General features: G+C 67.9%; 13 protein-coding genes, 3 pseudogenes and 1 riboswitch. Of the genes and pseudogenes, 11 read left to right on the forward strand and 5 right to left on the reverse strand.

What is annotated here, in order from left to right:
- Positions 1-92 precede the first annotated feature (92 nt).
- The 6 genes and pseudogenes from QFZ65_RS02675 to mnhG all read left to right on the forward strand — a co-directional run bounded on the left by QFZ65_RS02675 (position 93) and on the right by mnhG (position 6583).
- Positions 93-3136 (forward strand): annotated as a pseudogene (locus QFZ65_RS02675) (Na+/H+ antiporter subunit A).
- Positions 3133-3714, forward strand: coding sequence for a Na(+)/H(+) antiporter subunit C (locus tag QFZ65_RS02680; protein WP_306908034.1), 582 nt, complete (start codon positions 3133-3135; stop codon positions 3712-3714). The pseudogene QFZ65_RS02675 and the gene QFZ65_RS02680 overlap by 4 nt, the downstream one beginning before the upstream one ends.
- A complete protein-coding gene (locus tag QFZ65_RS02685; protein WP_306908035.1) occupies positions 3711-5360 on the forward strand; it encodes a Na+/H+ antiporter subunit D in 1650 nt (549 codons plus the stop codon). The genes QFZ65_RS02680 and QFZ65_RS02685 overlap by 4 nt, the downstream gene beginning before the upstream one ends.
- Positions 5357-5881, forward strand: a pseudogene (locus QFZ65_RS02690) (Na+/H+ antiporter subunit E); the annotation flags it as partial. The gene QFZ65_RS02685 and the pseudogene QFZ65_RS02690, both read left to right, overlap by 4 nt.
- 18 nt (positions 5882-5899) lie before the next feature.
- A complete protein-coding gene (locus QFZ65_RS02695; RefSeq protein WP_306912483.1) occupies positions 5900-6178 on the forward strand; it encodes a monovalent cation/H+ antiporter complex subunit F in 279 nt (92 codons plus the stop codon).
- 46 nt (positions 6179-6224) lie between these two features.
- Positions 6225-6583, forward strand: a pseudogene (gene mnhG, locus QFZ65_RS02700) (monovalent cation/H(+) antiporter subunit G).
- A 13-nt stretch (positions 6584-6596) separates the two neighbouring features.
- Here the strand turns inward: mnhG and QFZ65_RS02705 are convergent.
- Together QFZ65_RS02705 and QFZ65_RS02710 are read right to left on the reverse strand one after the other, a co-directional pair.
- Entirely contained in the window at positions 6597-6860 is a 264-nt protein-coding gene (locus tag QFZ65_RS02705; RefSeq protein ID WP_306908036.1) for a DUF4235 domain-containing protein, read from the reverse strand.
- 114 nt (positions 6861-6974) lie between these two features.
- Positions 6975-8096: a GAF domain-containing SpoIIE family protein phosphatase gene (locus QFZ65_RS02710; RefSeq protein ID WP_306908037.1), complete on the reverse strand. Its 1122-nt coding sequence runs from the start codon at positions 8094-8096 to the stop codon at positions 6975-6977.
- Between the two features lie 379 nt (positions 8097-8475).
- Positions 8476-8615: riboswitch (TPP riboswitch) on the forward strand.
- 67 nt (positions 8616-8682) lie between these two features.
- Between QFZ65_RS02710 and QFZ65_RS02715 the strand changes: the two genes are divergently transcribed.
- From QFZ65_RS02715 to QFZ65_RS02735, 5 genes are all read left to right on the forward strand, one after another.
- Positions 8683-9315 carry an ECF transporter S component gene (locus QFZ65_RS02715; RefSeq protein ID WP_306908038.1) on the forward strand — a complete coding sequence of 211 codons (633 nt, stop codon included), beginning with the start codon at positions 8683-8685 and terminating at the stop codon, positions 9313-9315.
- Positions 9316-9361: 46 nt separating this feature from the next.
- Positions 9362-11041: an ABC transporter ATP-binding protein gene (locus QFZ65_RS02720; protein ID WP_306908039.1), complete on the forward strand. Its 1680-nt coding sequence runs from the start codon at positions 9362-9364 to the stop codon at positions 11039-11041.
- The gene (locus QFZ65_RS02725; protein ID WP_306908040.1) at positions 11038-11838 is read left to right on the forward strand and encodes an energy-coupling factor transporter transmembrane protein EcfT; all 801 of its coding nucleotides are present in this window, start codon (positions 11038-11040) and stop codon (positions 11836-11838) included. The genes QFZ65_RS02720 and QFZ65_RS02725 overlap by 4 nt, the downstream gene beginning before the upstream one ends.
- Before the next feature lie 134 nt (positions 11839-11972).
- Entirely contained in the window at positions 11973-13496 is a 1524-nt protein-coding gene (locus QFZ65_RS02730) for a UDP-N-acetylglucosamine 1-carboxyvinyltransferase (RefSeq protein WP_306908041.1), read from the forward strand.
- A gap of 149 nt (positions 13497-13645) precedes the next feature.
- Positions 13646-14833, forward strand: a complete 1188-nt coding sequence (locus tag QFZ65_RS02735) for a glutamate--cysteine ligase (RefSeq protein ID WP_306908042.1) — start codon at positions 13646-13648, stop codon at positions 14831-14833.
- Positions 14834-14911: 78 nt separating this feature from the next.
- Here the strand turns inward: QFZ65_RS02735 and QFZ65_RS02740 are convergent, their stop codons facing one another.
- Genes QFZ65_RS02740 through QFZ65_RS02750 form a run of 3 tightly spaced genes read right to left on the reverse strand, consistent with a single transcriptional unit; the run spans position 14912 to position 16785 of the window.
- Entirely contained in the window at positions 14912-16120 is a 1209-nt protein-coding gene (locus QFZ65_RS02740) for an O-succinylhomoserine sulfhydrylase (RefSeq protein WP_306908043.1), read from the reverse strand.
- On the reverse strand, positions 16121-16540 hold the full coding sequence (locus QFZ65_RS02745; RefSeq protein ID WP_306908044.1) for a rhodanese-like domain-containing protein: 420 nt from the start codon (positions 16538-16540) through the stop codon (positions 16121-16123). It lies immediately after the preceding gene.
- Positions 16537-16785 carry a DUF1737 domain-containing protein gene (locus QFZ65_RS02750; RefSeq protein ID WP_306912484.1) on the reverse strand — a complete coding sequence of 83 codons (249 nt, stop codon included), beginning with the start codon at positions 16783-16785 and terminating at the stop codon, positions 16537-16539. Before QFZ65_RS02750 ends, QFZ65_RS02745 begins: the two co-directional genes overlap by 4 nt.
- Between the last annotated feature and the right edge of the window lie 20 nt (positions 16786-16805).

Genomic DNA, 16805 nt, shown 5'->3' on the forward strand with positions numbered 1-16805 from the left:
CCCGCGCTTGGTAAACTGGCCCCACCGAACCCAACGAATACCCGCCTGCTCCAACTTTTGACAATCGAACGCCTGACGTTGCGGAGATACCAGTGATCACAGTCCTTGCCGTGCACTTCGCGGTGGCTGCCGTGGCGCCGCTTCTTTTCCGGAAGTTCGGGCGGAATTCGTTTTACGCCCTGGCTGCGGTGCCTGCGGTCTCATTCATCTGGCTCATCCTGCAGCACGGCGCCGTCTATTCCGGCGCCGGTGCTGACACGGCCGGCAGCGGAATTGACGAGGTGCTGCCCTGGATCCCGGGGTTGCAGCTGGAGCTCGCCTTCCGGATGGACGCCCTGGCCTGGGTGATGTCGCTGCTGGTTTTAGGTGTCGGCGCCCTGGTGCTGGTCTACTGTGCCCGGTATTTCAAGACCACGGATAACTATCTGGGCGGCTTCGGTGCGCAGCTGCTGGCTTTCGCCGGCGCGATGTTCGGGCTGGTCACGGCGGACGATCTCCTCCTGATGTTCATTTTCTGGGAACTGACAACGGTCCTGTCGTATCTGCTCATCGGCTACGCCCGCACCCGGTTGTCGGCGCGCCGCTCCGCCCTGCAGGCCCTCGTCGTGACCACCGCCGGCGGCCTGGCGATGCTTGTGGGCCTCATCATGCTCGGCTTCAGCGCCGGGACCTACCGGATCTCGGACATCCTCGAGCAGGCGCCGGCGCTGGTGGCAGGGCCGGCCGGAGCGGCGGTGGGTGCCGCCGTCGTCCTCATTCTGGTCGGCGCCATCACCAAGTCGGCCCTGGTGCCCTTCCATTTCTGGCTCCCTGGCGCCATGGCCGCGCCAACGCCGGTCAGTGCCTACCTGCACGCCGCTGCCATGGTGAAGGCCGGAATCTACCTCGTGGCGCGGCTTGCGCCGGGATTCGCGGAAACGGCCTACTGGCTGCCCGTGGTGCTGGGTCTCGGCCTGGCCACCATGCTGGTCGGCGGTTACCGTGCGCTGCGTCAGACGGACATCAAACTCATCCTCGCCTACGGCACGGTGAGCCAGCTCGGCTTCCTGACCATGGTGGTGGGGCTGGGCAGACCGGACGCCGCCCTCGCGGGCCTCGCGCTGCTCCTGGCGCACGGGCTCTTCAAGGCCACGCTCTTTCTGGTGGTGGGCATCATCGACCACCAGGCAGGAACCCGCGATGTCCGCAGGCTCTCGGGTGTTTACGGCTCCGCCCGTGCCCTGGCCATCGTGGCCGCGATCGGTGCCGCCTCCATGGCCGGCGTCCCCCCGCTTGCCGGGTTCGTGGCCAAGGAATCGGTGTTCGAGGCGTTCGTTCACTACAGCGCCGACCCCGCCTCCGGGCCTGCGGGCCCGGTGCTCCTCGTGGGCCTCGTCCTTGGCTCCATCCTGACCTTCGCCTACAGCGCCCGCTTCATGTGGGGCGCCTTCGCGGTGAAACCCGGCGTCGAGACCACCCCGTTCAAGCCGATCAAGCCGGCCTTCCTCGCGGCCCCCGCCGTGCTGAGCCTGCTGACCATCGCCTACGGCCTGTGGCCGGAACCGGCGGACGGGTGGATCCAGCCCTACGCCGCCCTCTTCCACGGAACAGCGGCCGACGGCGGCACAACAGCCGGTGAGGCGGGCCACCTCGCGCTGTGGCACGGGTTCACTCCGGCGCTCGGCCTGACCGCCGTCACCTTCGCCCTCGGCCTGGCCATGTTCTACGGCCGCAATGCCGTGGCCCGGCTCCAGAGCCTGGTGCCCGCCTGGATCGACGCAGACCGCAGCTACCAGCTCGCCATCGGAGCCCTTGACGACGTGGCCGTCTGGGTTACCGGCCGGACGCAGCGCGGGTCCTTGTTCTTCTACCTCTCCGTCATCCTCACGGTGGCATTCGTCCTCCCGCTCTCCGCGCTGCTCGTGGCGCGCAAACCGCTGCCCGGAGACCTCTACTTTCTTGATCCGGACTCACCGCTGCAGCTGGTGGTCGGCGCCGGGATCGTGATCGGCGCCTTGGCCGCGGTGCGCGCCAACAAGCGCTTCCTCGCCGTACTCATGGTCTCCGTCACGGGCTACGGCATCGCCCTGATGTTCGCATTGCAGGGGGCCCCGGACCTCGCCCTGACGCAGATGCTGGTGGAGACCATCATCCTGGTGGCCTTTGTCCTGGCCATGCGCAGCCTGCCAGCCGAGCTGCGGGACCGCACCGGGGGCAAGTACAGGGTTGTCCGGGTCATCATCGGTGCCGCGTTCGGTGTCACGATGGTCTACGCCGCCATCTACGCCCTGGGTGCCCGCGTGGCCGCGCCGGTCTCGCTCGAATTCCCCCGGCTGGCCTACGAGGGCGGCGGCGGGCTGAACATCGTCAACGTGACCCTGGTGGACATCCGGGCCTGGGACACACCTTCGGCGAGATCTCAGTGCTCGCCCTGGCCGCCACCGGAGTCGCCAGCCTCATCTTCGTCCGCGGCCGCGGCGACGGCATCCGGGCGTCCTCCACCGTCGCCGAAGGAACCGTGGGCCGCCTCCGCGCGGCGCGGGGCAACAGCCGTGACGATGCCGCCCTGGCCCTGAGCAGGCGCTTTGCGGCCTCCAGCCGGGACGCCTGGCTCGTGGCCGGCCGCACGCTGGCGCCGGAACGGCGCTCGATCATCTTCGAAGTAGTCACCAGGCTCATCTTCCACACCATGATCGTGTTTTCCGTTTACCTGCTCCTGGCCGGCCACAACCTCCCCGGCGGAGGCTTCGCCGGCGGTCTCACCGCCGGGCTGGCCCTCACCATGCGCTACCTCGCCGGCGGCCGCTTCGAACTCCGCGAGGCCACACCGGTGAGCGCGGGCGCCCTGCTGGGGATCGGCCTCGCCACGGCGGCTGCCTCCGGCATCGCGCCGCTGCTGCTCGGCGGCCAGGTGTTCCAGAGCGCCATCATCGAACTCTGGCTGCCCGTCTTCGGCGATATCAAATTTGTCACCTCCACCCTCTTCGATATCGGCGTCTACATCGTCGTCGTCGGACTGGCGCTGGACGTGCTGCGCAGCCTCGGTGCCGAAATCGATGAACACTTCGAAGAGCGGCCCGAACTGCCACCGGACGACGAAGAAACCGCCACGGCCCCGGCCGAGACCGCCGTCTCCACCGCCAGGAGGCGAGCATGAGCGTCAACCTGACCCTGCTGACGGTCATGGGCGCCTTGTACGCCTGCGGCATCTACCTGATCCTGGAGCGTAGCCTCACCCGGGTCCTTCTCGGCCTGATGCTGCTGGCAAACGCCACCAACCTGCTCATCCTCGCCACCGGCGGCTACGCCGGGCTCGCTCCGTTGTTCAACAAGGACACCAACCCCGGGGACTACAACGACCCGCTGCCGCAGGCCCTGATCCTGACGTCGATCGTGATTTCCTTTGCCGTCACCGCGTTCATGCTCGGCATCATCTACCGCACGTGGGTGATGGCCCGCCAGGACGACATCCAGGACGACGCCGAAGACCGCCGGGTCGCGGAGACGCCCAGCTTCGATGCGGAGGACGACGCGGCAATCCCGGTGGAGACCTCGGAATTTCCTCTCACCATGATCGGCTCGGACGGGGACGGGATCTCCAACACCCCCGCTGCCCGGACCGCCGCCACCGTCAGGGTGGGCGACCGCACGCTCGACGCCGAAATCGCCGCCGCGGAAGAGCAGCCTGGTTCGGCCAGGGTGGCCCCGCCTAGCCCGGAAGGAGGCGGACAGTGAACATTGCAAGCCTCGCCCCGCTCGCCGTCGTACTTCCCATCCTGGGCGCTGCCCTAACCTTCCTGCTGATCCGGCACTCCCGGGCCCAGCGGACCGTCAGCATCGCCCTGCTCACCCTGACGCTGCTGCTGGAGTGCCTGCTGCTCGCGTCGGTCTGGGAGGGCGGCACCGACGCGGTCAACATCGGCGGCTGGCTGCCGCCGTGGGGCATCGTGATGGTGGTGGACCAGTTCTCCTCGCTGATGCTCGTGGTCTCCTCCGCCGTGAGCCTCGCGGTGTTGGTCTACGCCACCGGCCAGGGCATGGCCGACGGGGACCGGGACGCGCCGGTCTCGATTTTCCACCCGACCTACCTGATCCTCGTGGCCGGGGTGTCCAATGCCTTCCTCTCGGGGGACCTGTTCAACCTGTACGTGGGCTTCGAGATCCTCCTGACCGCCAGCTACGTCCTCATGACTTTGGGCGGAACCGGGCCGCGCATCCGGGCCGGCGTAACCTACGTGGTGGTCTCCGTGGTGTCCTCGGTGCTCTTCCTGATCGCGATCGCGATGGTCTACGGCGCCACCGGAACCATCAACATGGCGGACCTCGCCATCAAGCTGGGCGACCTGGACCCGGGCACGCGGAACCTGCTGCACGTCATGCTGCTCGTGGCGTTCGGCATCAAGGCCGCCGTGTTCCCGCTGTCCTTCTGGCTTCCGGACTCCTACCCGACGGCGACGGCGCCCGTCACGGCCGTGTTCGCCGGGCTGCTGACCAAAGTGGGCGTCTACGCGATGGTCCGCACCGAGACGCTGCTCTTCCCCGGAGACACGCTCAACACGCCGCTGATGGTCGCGGCCTTGCTGACCATGGTGGTGGGTATCCTGGGCGCCCTGGCCCAGAGTGACATCAAACGACTGCTGTCCTTCACCCTGGTCAGCCACATCGGCTACATGGTCTTCGGGCTCGCAATGTCCTCGGCCGCTGGCCTGGCCGCCGCCGTCTTTTACGTGGCACACCACATCACCATCCAAACGAGCCTGTTCCTCGTCACCGGATTGATAGAACGCCGGGGCGGAAGTTCATCCATGGACCGCGTTGCGGGGCTGGCCAAGCTCTCCCCGCTGCTGGCCGTGCTGTTCTTCATTCCGGCCATGAACCTGGCGGGAATTCCGCCGTTCTCCGGCTTCCTGGGCAAGCTCGGGCTGCTGCAGGCCGGGGTCGAGCTCGGCACTCCACTGGCCTACGCCCTGGTGGTGGGCGGAGTGCTGACCAGCCTGCTGACCCTGCTGGCCATCGCGAGGGTGTGGAACAGGGTGTTCTGGCGGAAACCGGAGGACGCCGAACACCCTGATCCCGTGCTGCTGGCATCGCCGGAGGACTCCGCCACCGGCGCGCGCAGCGGCAGGACCAATGTCACCTTGCTGCCGAGGACCCTGGTCGGGTCCACGCTGGGCCTCGTGGTGGTCGGCGTGGCGCTGACGGTGTTCGCCGGACCGCTGTTCCGGGTCGCGGACCAGTCCGCCGCGGAAATGCTGGACCGGACCGGCTACATCCGCGCGGTCCTCGGCGGGGACGCGCCCGTTCCGGCCCTCGCCCAGCCCGCGCAACCGGAGTCCGCGCAGCCGGAGCCCCAGCCCGCACAGCCGGAGTCGCAGAAATGAGCCGGAAACGGATTTCCCTGCGCCAGGAACTCCCGCTGCTGGTCTGGCTCGTGATCGTCTGGGGCGCGCTTTGGCAGGACTTCAGCCCCGGCAACCTGCTCTTCGGCGCCCTCATCGCCGTCGTCGTGGCCAGGCTGTTCTACTTGCCGCCGGTGGAACTGGGCGGGCGTTTCAACGTACTGCACGCCGTTCCCTTTGCCATGACATTCCTGGCCAAGGTGGTGGCGGCGAGTTTCCAGGTTCTGTACCTGGCCGTGGCCACAGGCCCCAAGGTGATCAGCGCCGTCGTCGCGGTTCCGTTGCGGAGCCACTCCGACCTGCTGGTGACCGCCACCGGGCACGTGATCTCGCTGATCCCGGGCTCGCTGGTGGTGGACGTGGACAGGTCCACATCCACGCTCTACATCCACGGCATCAATGTCCGGAACGCCGAGGACGCCGCCAGGCTCCGCAAGGAGGTCCGGGACGCAGAGGCCGGACTGATCCGGATCATGGGTACCCGGGAGGAACTATCCGCACTCAATAAAGGAGGTGGGCGCATGATGCAGCTCGTCCTGACCGTGACCGCCGTCGTGCTGTCACTGGCCGCCGCCGGCGCGATCATCCGGATCGCGCGGGGCCCATCGCTGCTGGACCGGGTGCTGGCCTCCGACGTGCTGCTGGCCATCCTCGGCGCGGCGCTCTGCATCGACATGGCGGTGAACCGGCACCTCAACAACCTCATGCTGCTCGTCGCGGTCTCCATCATCGGGTTCATCGGCTCCGTCACCGTGGCCCGGTTCGTTGCCGACCGTCGGGAGCACGCCCGTGAGTCCTGAAAATATCCCCGCTGACACAGTGATTGACACCGTATCGGCGGTGTTCATGGTGGTGGGTGCCCTGATGTCCCTCGCTGCCGCCGTCGGCCTGCTGCGATTCCCCGACCTCATGAGCAGGATGCACGCGGCGACCAAGCCGCAGGTGCTGGGGCTCTTCCTGCTGCTCTGCGCGGTGGGGCTGCAGCTGCGCACCTGGTGGGTCTGGCCGCGGTCTTGGTCGTCGCCTGGATCTTCCAGCTGCTCACGGTCCCCGTGTCCGCCCACATGGTGGGCCGGGCCGGCTACCGCACCAAGCACCTCCACCCGGAACTGCTCAGCGCAGACGAGCTTGAGGCCGTGGTGCAGCAGGCCGCAGGCGCCGGGTTTCCCGACGACGGCGACGACGAGGCACGCCGCCGCCGGTAGGTCCGGGTGCCGGCTAGACGATGTCCTGGGTCTTGGCAAAACGGGTGATGGCGCGCTGGGTGCCGCGGTTGGCGAAGACCTGGATGACGGCACTGACCGACGCCGAGATCAGCGCGAAGGTCAGGGCCGAGCGCAGGGTGGTGGGGACGTCGTCGTCGTGGCCTTTGGGGGGCTTGTTGCCGGTTGACTTCTCCCAGACGGTGTCGACCAGCTTGGTGCCCGCGAACCCGGCGAGCAGGCTGATGCCGGTGCCGAGCAGCTTGATGAAGATGTTCATTCGTCGTACTCCTTCAGGAATGGGACAAGGCTTCTCCTAGCCTAGCGTCCCTGTCCCGGACGGAATGGCCGTCCGCCGCGGCGCCGCCGAGCAGCTGCAGTCCGGCGGCCGGCCTCAGGCCGATTGGGTGTCTCGCCGGAGAAGGACCGCCGTGATGTCGTCGAGCAGGACGCGCTTTCCCCGCCGGTCGCAAAGTTCCCTGACGGCCGCGGCCGGATCGACGTCCCCCCGGAGGTCAGCGATCGCGGCGGCGAGCCGGCCCAGATCGCCGCCGTGCAGGTCCAGGAGACCGTCCGTCGGAACCAGGATGGCGTCCCCGGGGTCCAGCGTAAAGGTCTGCGTGTCCCAATTCGGGCCGGGGACCAGTCCCAGAGGCGGACCGGTGGGGGAGAGGCGCTCGATGGTGTTGTCGGCACGCAGGATATAGCTCAGTCCCTGGCCGGCATCCGCGTAGCGGCCCACACCGGTCACCGGGTCGATTGCCGCGTGGAAGACCGTGGCGTAGGACCCAAGCCGTGCCAGCGTCTCATCGAGGTTTTCCGCTACATCCTCAAAGATGCGGGACGGGTCGGCATGCCAGCCGGTGCGCGCGAAGGCGGCCCCGACCGTTCCGGCGACAAGTCCCGGCCCAATGCCCTTGCCCATGGCGTCGCCGACGGTGACCCGGAATAGCCCGGACGGCGTGGTGCCGAGGTCGTAGAAGTCTCCGCTGAGCCCGAATGCCGGGTAGAAGCAGGTGCCCAGCGAGTACCCTGCAGGAGCAAGGGGGGTGGCTGGCAGCAGGGCGCGTTGGACGCGGGCGCCGTTGTCGATGTCCCATGAGAGGTTCATCTCCCGCTGGATGATCGCGGTCAGGTCCTCGAGAATCTTTTGCTGTTCTGCACTGAACGTCCTGGGCGACTGGTCGATGATGCAGAACACTCCGACATGGGTTCCGCCAGGCCCGGTAAGGGGGCAACCAGCGTAGAACTGGATGTGGGGATAGCCCGTCACGAACGGACTCTGCTTGAAACGTTCGTCGGTAAGGGCGTTTTCGACGATCATCGTTTTCGGGGACTTAATCGTCTCCGTGCAGAAGGTTCCGGGACGTTCCGACTCGCGGGAGAGGGGACCAACGAACGATTTCAGGTACTGCCGGTTCTCGCCGAGAAGGCAAATACTGGCCCCGCTGACGCCAAAGAGCCCTTGGGCCAGCCGCGTGATCCGGTCAAAGCGTTCCTCTGGAGGGGTGTCCAAAAGGCGCGTTCTGGACACGTCTTCCAACCGTGCCCACTCCGGGGCTTCAACCCCATCGAATTGAGGTTGAGTTCGGTCGCCCGTGGTCGTCATAAGTCCTTCGCATCTGAACGGTCAGGCCGTCTTTGGGTCACACAGTGTCATTCAGCGCTCGACCATACCCACACTCAAATAACAAAGGCCGGCGCCGACCAGCAGTACGCCGGTCAGGGCTACCCTACCGCCGATCGGGGCCCCGCCGGCGCACCACTCCGCTCTGTGACCAGGGCGGCTTTGAACAAGCGTCCAACCCCCCCCCGGCGCCCCGGGCGTTGGAACGGCCACCCGCAGGCAACCCGGCCGTCCGGGTGTAAACTGACAGCGCCCATAAGGGTGATCTTAAATACGACAGGGGAGCGCCGCCGTCGGCCAACTGGAGGAATCCAGGGACCATCGGTGGGCGCTGAGAGTGCGGACAGCCGCAGACCCTCGAACCTGATCCGGTTAGTACCGGCGCAAGGGAGTCGAGCTTCTCAGAGTGCCCGGCGGAGCGGCGGAAGCCGCGACCGGCCGAGTACCCTCCCCTCCTGTTCCTCAGGAGGACGACATGACTGGCATTTCTACCCATCAAGGCATCACCCGGCGCAACTACAACTGGCGCGTCGTGGACATTGTGGTGGCCGCACTGATCGCCGTGGCCGGCGGCGTCATCTTCTGGGCCTGGTCCCAGGGCGCAAACCTGATTTCGGCTCCGGTCAACGCGCTGTACCCGCCGCTGACCGGCCTCTATGCGGGCGGCTGGATGATCCCCGCCGTCCTGGGCATGCTCATTGTCCGCAAGCCGGGGGCCGCCCTCTTCTGCGAGGCCGTTGCCGCAACCGGTGAGCTGATCATGGGATCCCAGTACGGAACGACCGTGCTGATCTCGGGCGTCCTGCAGGGACTCGGCGCGGAACTGGTGTTTGCCGCCCTGGTCTACAGGAAGTTCAATCTGCCCGCGTCCCTGCTGGCCGGTGCCGGTGCCGGGCTCTTCTGCGGACTCAACGATTCCTTCCTGCCCTGGGGCTGGAACATCGCCTATGCCGGCGGGGACAAGCTTGCCTACATCATCTTCACGGCCATCTCCGGTGCGGTCATCGCCGGCGGGCTTTCCTGGCTCGCCACCCGCGGCCTGGCGAAGACCGGGGTGCTGAGCTCGTTCGCCTCCCGCAAGGCCGCCACGGAGCCCGTGTTCTCCTGAAGACGGCAATGCTCCTGACGGGACCAGTGAGGACGGCTCGCGGATTATGACCTTCACCAGCCACGTCCGGCCGGCCCGGGTCGCCGCCCGGGGCTGGGGCTGGCGGCACGCGGGCCGGTCCCGGCCTGCTGTTAACGCCCTGGACCTCGACATCAACCCCGGGGAACGCGTGCTGCTGCTGGGGCCCTCGGGCTCGGGCAAGTCGACGCTGCTCCACGCCCTCGCGGGGGTCCTCGGCGACAATTCCGGCGGGGCCGCCGGTGACACTTCCGCGGGGGCCGCCGGGGCCGCCGTGGACGATGCGGACGAAACCGGCATCCTGCACATCGACGGTGCCGCGCCCCGGGCGCAGCGGGGCCGGTCCGGGCTGGTGCAGCAGGACCCCGAGACCCAGGTGGTGCTTTCCAGGCTCGGCGATGACGTCGCGTTCGGCGCGGAAAACCTGTCGGTGCCCCCGGCGGAGATCTGGCCCCGGGTCCGGGAAGCGCTCGACGACGTCGGGCTCGGCGGGCTGCCGCTGGACCATCCGACGTCGGCCCTGTCCGGCGGCCAGAAGCAGCGCCTGGCCTTGGCCGGGATCCTGGCAATGCGGCCAGGTCTTATCCTGCTGGACGAACCCACTGCCAACCTCGACCCCGCGGGTGTCCTGGAAGTCCGGGACGCGGTGGGCCGCTGCCTGGAGAAGACTGGAGCCACGCTTGTGGTGGTGGAGCACCGGGTGGCGGTGTGGAAGGACACAGTGGACCGGATAGTGGTCCTCCAGCCCGGCTCCGCGACCGAACCCGCCGTACTGATTGACGGTCCGCCCGACCGGGTGCTCGCGCAGGCCCGGGACATGCTCACCGCAGCGGGCGTCTGGGTCCCGGGCTACGTGCCGCAGACCCGCGCACGGCCGGCCAGGGCCGTTCACGGCTCGCTTGGTTCGCCCGCGCTGGGTACGCCGGCGGTTGGTTCGACCGCGCTGGGTACGCCGGCGCTGGGTACGCCCGCGGAGCACGAGCCCGGGACGCTGTTGATGGCTGCCGAGAACCTGGCCGTCTCCCGCGAACACGCCCGCCGCTCCGGTCTGCGCGGGGGATTCCGGGCCATCCCCCCGCTGCCCGTGCAGTCCGGCCTGACCGCCCACGTGCGCGCCGGCGAGGCCTTGACCATCACGGGCCCCAACGGCTCCGGGAAGTCGACGTTTGCCCTGACCCTGGCCGGCCTGCTGGCCCCGGTATCCGGAGCCGTCTCCGCAACAGTGGAGCTGAGCGCCGGGGCGGGGATCGATCCGTACAAGTGGAAGGCGCAGCAGCTGATTTCGCGGATTGGAACGGTTTTCCAGGAGCCGGAACACCAGTTCGTGACCGGCCGGGTGCTCGATGAGTTGACGTTCGGCCCACGGCACCTGGGCCGTGGCGAGGAACGCGTGGATGAACTGCTGGAGCGGCTCCGGCTGACCGAACTGGTGGACGCCAACCCCTATACGCTCTCCGGCGGCGAAAAGCGCAGGCTCTCGGTGGCCACCGTGCTCGCCGCCCATCCTCAGGTGCTGGTGCTGGACGAGCCCACCTTCGGACAGGACGCCAACACCTGGGCCGAGCTCGCCTCCTTCCTCTCCGAGCTTCTCGACGCCGGCACCGCGGTTGTGTCCGTCACCCACGACGCGGAATTCACCGCCGTGCTGGGCGGTACCGAACTCAGCCTCACCGCCCAGGGGCACCGGGATCCGGTGCAGGCGCCATGAGGGATGTCTTGAGCCTTCGGGGCAACCGGGCGCTGCTGACCCGGGCGAATCCGCTGGCTAAGTTCGCCGCCGTCGTGCTGATCACGCTGGTACTGGCCCTGTCCATCGACTGGGTCTCGGCGTCGGTGGCACTTGCCTTTGAAGGGGCGCTGCTCCCGCTCGCGGGGCTGGGCCTCGGCCTGCTCTGGCAACGCGGCTGGCCGCTGATCCTGGCGGCCGCGCTGGGCGGCTGGAGCACCGCCATCCTGGCGCCGGACAGCGGCAGGATACTGTTCGACGCCGGCATCTGGTCCATCAGTGCAGGCTCCCTGGAGCTCGGGCTGGGATTCCTGCTCCGCGGGCTGGCCATCGCGCTGCCGGCTGTGCTCTTGATGAGCTGCACGGACCCCACGGACCTGGCCGACGCCCTGGCCCAGAAGGCGAAACTGCCGCACCGCTTTGTCCTGGGGACGCTGGCAGCGATGCGGCTCGTGGGGATCATGGCCGAAGAATGGGAGACCATAGGGATGGCCCGGCGCGCCCGCGGCGTGGGCTCGCACGGCAATCCCTACCAGCGCGTCCGCTCCACCCTGGGGCAGAGCTTCGGCCTCCTCGTGCAGGCCATCCGGCGCGCTTCCCGGCTGGCCGTGACCATGGAAGCACGGGGATTCGGCGGCGCTGAACGGACCTGGGCCCGGCCCTCGACATTCAGCGCCCTCGACGTCTGGGTGCTGCTGGGCGGTGCCGGCGTCGCCGCTGCGGCCCTCGCGGCGGCGCTCGCGGCCGGGACGTGGAACCTGGTGTTCCTGCCGCAGTAGGCGACCGCCCCGTGGTCACTCCGCCCCGGGCCGGAAGTTCCTGAGTATCGCACCCACCGGGTATTGGTGTGAGATATTGGGCATTCTGCGGCGATTCATCCGCAGAAGTAACTCACAAGTGATATATTTCGACTATGACGCAACAGACTGCCGAACACGTAGGCGCCCTGCTCCGCGATGCCCGCGGCCAGAAAGGCTGGACCCAGGGGCAGCTCGCCTCCGAACTGGGCACCAGCCAGAGTGCAATTGCCCGGATGGAACAAGGGAAGCAAAACCTGAGCCTGAAAATGATCCAGCGGCTCGAATCCATCTTCGGCCAGAGCATCGTCAAAGTCGGCCGTCCGCAGATGACCCACCTGCGGGTCGAGGGGGGCCGTACCCTCTCCGGGTCGGTGGACGTGAACAGCAGCAAAAACGCCGGCGTCGCCCTGTTGTGTGCCAGCCTGATCAACCGCGGTACCACCACGCTGCGCCGGCTGGCACGGATCGAGGAAGTCAACCGCATCGTAGAGGTGCTGACGAGCATCGGCGTCGAATGCACCTGGCTCAACGCAAACGACCTGCAGATCCGCCGCCCGGCCGTGCTGGACCTGGACTCCATGGACGTGGAGGCCGCCCGCCGGACCCGAAGCGTCATCATGCTGCTCGGCCCGCTCCTGGACGAAACCAGCGAATACCGCCTGCCGTACGCCGGCGGCTGTGACCTCGGCACCCGCACCGTCCAACCGCACATGCAGGCACTGCGGCAGTTCGGCCTGCACGTTGAGGCGAAGTCCGGGTTCTACTCGGTGCAGGCGCCGCCGGCGGACGGGGAGGACCGGTCCTTCGTGCTGAGCGAGCGCGGTGACACCGTCACCGAGAACGCGATCATGGCCGCCGCCCACCGCCCCGGCACCACCATCATCCGCAACGCAAGCCCCAACTACATGGTGCAGGACCTCTGCTTCTACCTCCAGGTGCTCGGCGTCGAAATTGCAGGCGTGGGAACCACCACCCTGAAGATTACGGGCCGCCCGACCGTGGATGCCGACATCGAGTACTTTCCCTCCGAGGACCCGATCGAGGCGATGAGCCTCATCACCGCGGGCATCGTGACGAACTCGGAAGTCACCATCCGCCGGGTCCCCATTGAATTCATGGAGATCGAACTCGCCACGCTGGAACAGATGGGCCAGGGCCTTGAGGTGTCCGGCGAGTACCTCGCCCGCAACGGCCGCACCCGGCTTGTGGACGTCACCACCAAACCCTCGAAATTGCGGGCACCGGAGGACAAGATCCACCCGATGCCGTTCCCCGGGCTGAACATCGACAATCTGCCGTTCTTTGCGGTCATCGCCGCCAACGCCCATGGCCAGACCATGATCCACGACTGGGTTTACGAGAACCGGGCCATCTACCTCACGGAACTAAACAAGCTCGGCGCCCAGGTGCAGTTGCTGGACCCGCACCGGATCTATGTCAACGGCCCCACCAGGTGGCGTGCGGCGGAAGTGGGCTGCCCGCCGGCGCTCCGCCCCGCTGCCTGCCTGCTGCTGGCGATGCTCGCTGCCCGTGGTGTCTCCGAACTGCGGAACATCTACGTGATCGAGCGCGGTTACGAGGATCTGGCCGAGCGGCTCAACACCATCGGCGCGAAAATCGAGTACTTCCAGGACTGAGCTGGTTCCGGGCCGGACAGGGTTCCCGGCGCCCCCTACGGCGCCCTTTCCGGCTCCGCCCCGCGCCCTTCCGGCTCCGCCCCGCGGCCGCGTCGCGGAGCCGGGAAGGGGGTAGGGCGTTTCCGCGAATCCTGTCGCACAATGGATGCATGCGCACCTTCGGTGTCGAGGAAGAGCTCTTGATCGTGGACCCTGAAACGGGGATGCCGCTGGCGCTGGCTGACGTGATACTGCCCAGCCTGGTACCGCCGGCGCCGGAGACCGGGCGCGTAGTCGCAGCGCAGCGGCCGGTCCACGAGGACGCCGGTTTCAGCTTCGAACTCAAGCTGGAGCAGATCGAAACCCAGACGCCGCCGTGTTTGGACTACAACGGGCTGCTCCGGCAGCTCCGACAGGGCCGGACCCTGGCCGACCAGGCCGCCCATGCGCACGGCGCCCGGGTCGCGGCCTTGGCCACCTCGCCCCGCGGCTCCGCGACGCACACCACGCCCTCGCCCCGTTATGTGACCATGCAGGAGCGATTCGGCCTCACAGTCCGTAACCAGCTCACCTGCGGCTTCCACGTCCACACGTTCGTGCACTCCGCGGAGGAGGGCGTGGCGGTGCTGGACCGGATCCGCGACAAGCTGGCCGTGCTGATAGCCCTCAGCGCCAACTCCCCGTACTGGAACGGTGCGGAGACCGGGTTTGAAAGCTACCGCACCCAGGCCTGGAACCGCTGGCCGGGCTCGGGCCCGGCGATGATCTTCGGCAGCCTGCCCGTTTACCGCCGGGTTGTGACCCGGCTGGTGGAAAGCGGTGTGCTCCTGGACGAAGGGATGATCTACTTCGACGCGCGGCTCTGCCGGCACCACCCCACCGTTGAGGTCCGGGTCGCCGACGTCTGCCTCCGCGCCGAGGACGCGGCCTTGATCGCTGTGCTGGTACGTGCCCTTGTGGAGTCCGCCAGCCGGGAGTGGGCCGACGGCGTGGAACCGGCCCCGGTGCCCACCTTGCTGCTGCGGATGGCCGCGTGGCAGGCCAGCAACTGTGGGGTCCGCGGCGAGCTGCTGGACTTCGGAACGTTCCTGCCCACCCCGGCGGCCCGGGTGGTCCGGGCACTCGTGGACTATCTGGCCCCGGTGCTCGCGGAGCAGGACGAACTGGAGCTGGTGCGCGACGGAATCGCCCGAATCCTCGCGGAGGGCACCGGTTCCCAGCTGCAGCGCCAGCCGTTCCCGCACGGCGGACTGCTGGCCGTCGTCGCCCGCGGGGTCGAGGTGACCACCCAGGGCGCGGACCCCTCGCGACGCGCGGACCAGGCCGCTGCGGCGGGTCCACCGGGCCTGAGCCGGTAGCCGCTGCCGAGATGACAGTTCGCGTCAGTGCCTCACGGACATCCTGCCGCGAAGTGTGCCTCGCGGCAGGACGCCGCCTTAGACCTGCTTGAGCGCCTGGCCGAGGTCGCGGATCAGATCGTCAACGTCTTCCAGGCCCACGGAAAGCCGCACCACCCCGTCGCTGAGGCCGATCGCCGCGCGGCCCTCCGGCCCCATGGCGCGGTGCGTCGTCGTCGCGGGATGGGTAATCAGTGATTTGGCATCCCCCAGGTTATTGGAGATGTCGATGATCCGCAGCGCATCCAAAAGCGCGAAGGCTGCCTCTTTCGCGGAGCGTCCGGGGGAAGGTGACAGCTCCAGCGTCAGTACGGTGCCGCCCGACTTCATTTGCTTCGCCGCCAGCTCGTACTGCGGGTGCGATGGCAGCAGCGGATACTTCACCCAGTTGACCGCCGCCTGCTCCTCGAGCCACTCGGCCAGCCGCAGGGCCGATGCGGAGGAATGGTTCACCCTCAGGGCCATTGTCTCCAGGCCCTTCGTGAGCACCCAGGCGTTGAACGCCGAAAGCGCCGGACCGGTGTGGCGCATCAGCTGCTTGACCGGGCCCTCGATGAATTCCCTGGTGCCCAGGATTGCCCCGCCGAGCACTCTGCCCTGGCCGTCGATGTGCTTCGTGCCGGAGTAGACCACGACGTCGGCCCCCAGGTCTCCGCAGCGCTGCAACAGCGGGGTGGCGAAGACGTTGTCGACGACGACCGTAGCGCCGGCGGCGTGTGCCAATGCGCTCACGGCGGCGATGTCCACGATTTCCTGCATCGGGTTCGACGGCGACTCGAAGAAGACCGCCGTCGTCGGCTCGGCCAACGCCAGGCGCCATTGCTCCAGATCCGGCCCGTCCACGAAGACCGTCTCCACGCCCCAGCGGGGCAGGACGTCGTTGAGGATCACGAAGCAGGAGCCGAACAGCGAGCGGGCTGCAACCACGCGGTCGCCGGCGCCAAGCAGGGCGCCGAGTGCGGTGAAGACCGCGGACATGCCGGACGCCGTCGCAAAGCATGCCTCGGTGCCCTCCAGCAGCCGGAGCCGTTCCTGGAAAGTGGCCACCGACGGGTTGCCGTACCGGGAGTAAACGAACCTGTCGTCCTCACCCGTGAAGGCGCGTTCCGCGGCGGCGGCGGATTCGTAGACGAAGCCGGAGCTGAGGAAAACCGGCTCGGTGGTTTCCTGGAAGCCGGTGCGGTCGAGACCCCCTCGGACCGCCTGGGTTTCGGCACTCCAGTCTGCGGCGTCAGGATTGAAGCCCACTTAGATCTTTCCAAGCCTGGTGGGAAGGCCGCGGTTCTTCCAGCCGTTGACGCTCCGTTCACCATATTGGTCCGGTACGCCCTCGAAGCCCTCCAGGACGTTGTAGGCGACGAAGCCGGCCTCCGACGCGGCGCGGGCGGCGGCGACGGAGCGGACGCCGGAACGGCACAGGAACAGGTATTCCGTCCCGGCAGCATTGGGGGCCTGTTCTTTCAGCTGCTCCACGAACTTCGAGTTGGGGATGCCCCCCGCCAGGTTCCACTGTATGAACAGCGGATCGTTGTGCCGGTCGTTTGCGGACGCGGTGTCAGGGACGCCGACATAGGTCCACTCGGACTGCGTGCGGACATCGACGAGGACGGCCCCGGCCTCGAGCTTTGCCCAGGCCTCCTGTGGGCTGAGGTCTCCGGCGTAGCTCATGAGAGTCCCTCGGTTGTCTCTTCGTAGCCGAAACCGTCTATTTCCAGGCCTTCCACAGCGTCCGCGACGGCGGCGCCGGCCCTCGCAATGGCGGCGGGCAACACAACGGCCTGTGCCACGATCACTGTGCTGCCGTTGAACGTCGCCGACGGGCTGCCGTGCAAAACGTAACCCTCTGCCAGCGCCGCGGAAACGCGCTCGCAGAAGGAGCGGTCGTCGGGACCGGTGAAGAGGCGGTAGGCCAGCCTTTCGTCCGGGGCAACAC

The organism is Arthrobacter sp. B3I9 (genome assembly GCF_030816935.1).
GTDB lineage: Bacteria > Actinomycetota > Actinomycetes > Actinomycetales > Micrococcaceae > Arthrobacter.